General features: G+C 57.8%; 2 rRNA genes (1 of these 2 running past the window's edge). Both read right to left on the bottom strand.

What is annotated here, in order from left to right:
• Nucleotides 1-1,608: ribosomal RNA gene (locus AB0M54_RS47745) — 23S ribosomal RNA — on the bottom strand; it reaches 1,514 nt to the left of the window's first position.
• Nucleotides 1,609-2,015: 407 nt separating this feature from the next.
• A 16S ribosomal RNA gene (locus tag AB0M54_RS47740) occupies nt 2,016-3,531 on the bottom strand.
• Together the 16S and 23S rRNA genes form the textbook arrangement of a ribosomal RNA operon.
• Nucleotides 3,532-3,584 lie beyond the last annotated feature (53 nt).

Raw genomic sequence — 3,584 nt, 5'->3', positions numbered from 1 at the left:
CGCTCCCCTCACCCAACCCGAAGGTCAGACTCAGTTCAGACAGTTAGCACAGCGGGGTTCGTCGTGGGCGCTCCTACGCGGGTACGGGAATATCAACCCGTTATCCATCGACTACGCCTCTCGGCCTCGCCTTAGGCCCCGACTTACCCAGGGCGGATCAGCCTGGCCCTGGAACCCTTGGTCATCCGGCGGAAGGGTTTCTCACCCTTCATTCGCTACTCATGCCTGCATTCTCACTCGTGCAACCTCCACGGCTAGGTCACCCTGCCGCTTCCCTGGTAGCACGACGCTCCCCTACCCATCCACACACCTGCACCCACCGGACCAAACCGGCAAGCAAAGTTAATATGTGAATGCCACAGCTTCGGCGGTGTACTTGAGCCCCGCTACATTGTCGGCGCGGAACCACTTGACCAGTGAGCTATTACGCACTCTTTAAAGGATGGCTGCTTCTAAGCCAACCTCCTGGTTGTCTAAGCGACCCCACATCCTTTTCCACTTAGCACACGCTTAGGGGCCTTAGCTGGTGATCTGGGCTGTTTCCCTCTCGACTACGAAGCTTATCCCCCGCAGTCTCACTGCCGCGCTCTCACTTACCGGCATTCGGAGTTTGGCTGATTTCGGTAAGCTTGTAGGCCCCCTAGACCATCCAGTGCTCTACCTCCGGCAAGAAACACACGACGCTGCACCTAAATGCATTTCGGGGAGAACCAGCTATCACGGAGTTTGATTGGCCTTTCACCCCTAACCACAGGTCATCCCCCAACTTTTCAACGTTGGTGGGTTCGGTCCTCCACGCAGTCTTACCCACGCTTCAACCTGCCCATGGCTAGATCACCCCGCTTCGGGTCTAGAACACGCGACTAAAAACGCCCTATTAAGACTCGCTTTCGCTACGGCTACCCCACCCGGGTTAACCTCGCCACGTGCCACTAACTCGCAGGCTCATTCTTCAAAAGGCACGCCATCACCCCAACAAGGAGGCTCTGACGGATTGTAGGCGAACGGTTTCAGGTACTATTTCACTCCCCTCCCGGGGTACTTTTCACCATTCCCTCACGGTACTCGTCCGCTATCGGTCATCGGGAAGTATTCAGCCTTACCAGGTGGTCCTGGCAGATTCACAGCAGATTACAGGAGTCCGCTGCTACTCGAGAACACCACAAAGAGGTCCAGAATTTTCGCTTACGGGGCTCTCACCCTCTACGGCCGGCTTTCCCACACCGTTCAACTAACCCAGGACTTTATAACTCTTCACCACACTGTCAGATGCGATAAGTGGGTCTCACAACCCCGACTGTGCAACCCCTGACAGGTATCACACACAACCGGTTTAGGCTAGATCCGCTTTCGCTCGCCACTACTCACGGAATCACTGTTGTTTTCTCTTCCTACGGGTACTGAGATGTTTCACTTCCCCGCGTTCCCCCCAACCACCCTATGAATTCAGGTGGCGGTAACAGCACATGACTGCTGCTAGGTTTCCCCATTCGGACACCCTGGGATCACAGCTAGGTTGACAGCTCCCCCAGGCCTATCGCGGCCTCCCACGTCCTTCATCGGCTCCCGATGCCAAGGCATCCACCGTTCGCCCTTGACAACTTAAACACCTACAGAAAACAAGATGCTCGCGTCCACTGTGCAATTCTCAACCAACAACCAACCCACAACCACCACGCCCAACACCAAACCCCAACCCGAAAGCCGAGCGGTATGAAGGACCAGGTCATGCCTGGAAAGAAGAACTGAAACAACAACCCCCGGGAGAAACCCTCACCGGACACCCGCCTCACGGCCGGCCTGGTTGTTCCTTCAGGACCCAACAGGGTGCTCATCACCGGTGTCCAGCCGCACCACCGCCCGCTCCGCCCACGACCCTCACGGGCCTGGTGTACTAGAGCTGGTGGCCGTTGCCGGCACCGATTAACCAGTGTCTCCGCCTATGAGCACCCCAACCCCACGGTGATGGGGGTTGCGGGCTACTGACCACCTTTCGGCGGTGAGTTGCTCCTTAGAAAGGAGGTGATCCAGCCGCACCTTCCGGTACGGCTACCTTGTTACGACTTCGTCCCAATCGCCAGCCCCACCTTCGACGGCTCCCTCCCTTACGGGTTAGGCCACCGGCTTCGGGTGTTGCCGACTTTCGTGACGTGACGGGCGGTGTGTACAAGGCCCGGGAACGTATTCACCGCAGCGTTGCTGATCTGCGATTACTAGCGACTCCGACTTCACGGGGTCGAGTTGCAGACCCCGATCCGAACTGAGACCGGCTTTTTGGGATTCGCTCCACCTCACGGCATCGCAACCCTTTGTACCGGCCATTGTAGCATGCGTGAAGCCCTGGACATAAGGGGCATGATGACTTGACGTCATCCCCACCTTCCTCCGAGTTGACCCCGGCAGTCTTCGATGAGTCCCCGCCATAACGCGCTGGCAACATCGAACGAGGGTTGCGCTCGTTGCGGGACTTAACCCAACATCTCACGACACGAGCTGACGACAGCCATGCACCACCTGTCACCGGCCCCGAAGGACCCCACATCTCTGCGAGTTTTCCGGCGATGTCAAACCCAGGTAAGGTTCTTCGCGTTGCATCGAATTAATCCGCATGCTCCGCCGCTTGTGCGGGCCCCCGTCAATTCCTTTGAGTTTTAGCCTTGCGGCCGTACTCCCCAGGCGGGGCGCTTAATGCGTTAGCTGCGGCACAGAGAACCGGAGAGGCCCCCCACACCTAGCGCCCAACGTTTACAGCGTGGACTACCAGGGTATCTAATCCTGTTCGCTCCCCACGCTTTCGCTCCTCAGCGTCAGTATTGGCCCAGAGACCCGCCTTCGCCACCGGTGTTCCTCCTGATATCTGCGCATTTCACCGCTACACCAGGAATTCCAGTCTCCCCTACCAAACTCTAGCCTGCCCGTATCGACTGCAAGCCCGCGGTTGAGCCGCGGGTTTTCACAGTCGACGCGACAAGCCGCCTACGAGCTCTTTACGCCCAATAAATCCGGACAACGCTCGCGCCCTACGTCTTACCGCGGCTGCTGGCACGTAGTTGGCCGGCGCTTCTTCTGCAGGTACCGTCACTCTCGCTTCGTCCCTGCTGAAAGAGGTTTACAACCCGAAAGCCGTCATCCCTCACGCGGCGTCGCTGCATCAGGCTTCCGCCCATTGTGCAATATTCCCCACTGCTGCCTCCCGTAGGAGTCTGGGCCGTGTCTCAGTCCCAGTGTGGCCGGTCGCCCTCTCAGGCCGGCTACCCGTCGTCGCCTTGGTAGGCCATCACCCCACCAACAAGCTGATAGGCCGCGAGCCCATCCCAGACCGAAAAACTTTCCACCAACCCCCATGCAGGAGAAGGTAATATCCGGTATTAGCCCCCGTTTCCGAGGGTTATCCCAAAGTCCAGGGCAGGTTACTCACGTGTTACTCACCCGTTCGCCGCTCGAGTACCCCGAAGGGCCTTTCCGCTCGACTTGCATGTGTTAAGCACGCCGCCAGCGTTCGTCCTGAGCCAGGATCAAACTCTCCAACAAAATCTAGAGATATTTCAAATCCCAGCAACAAACAATCTTGTTGCCAAAGGAAT

It is taken from the genome of Actinoplanes sp. NPDC051470, from assembly GCF_040682035.1.
Lineage (GTDB): Bacteria > Actinomycetota > Actinomycetes > Mycobacteriales > Micromonosporaceae > Actinoplanes.
Note: the sequence above shows the minus strand (reverse complement) of the source record. Positions and strands in the feature narration are given on the sequence as shown.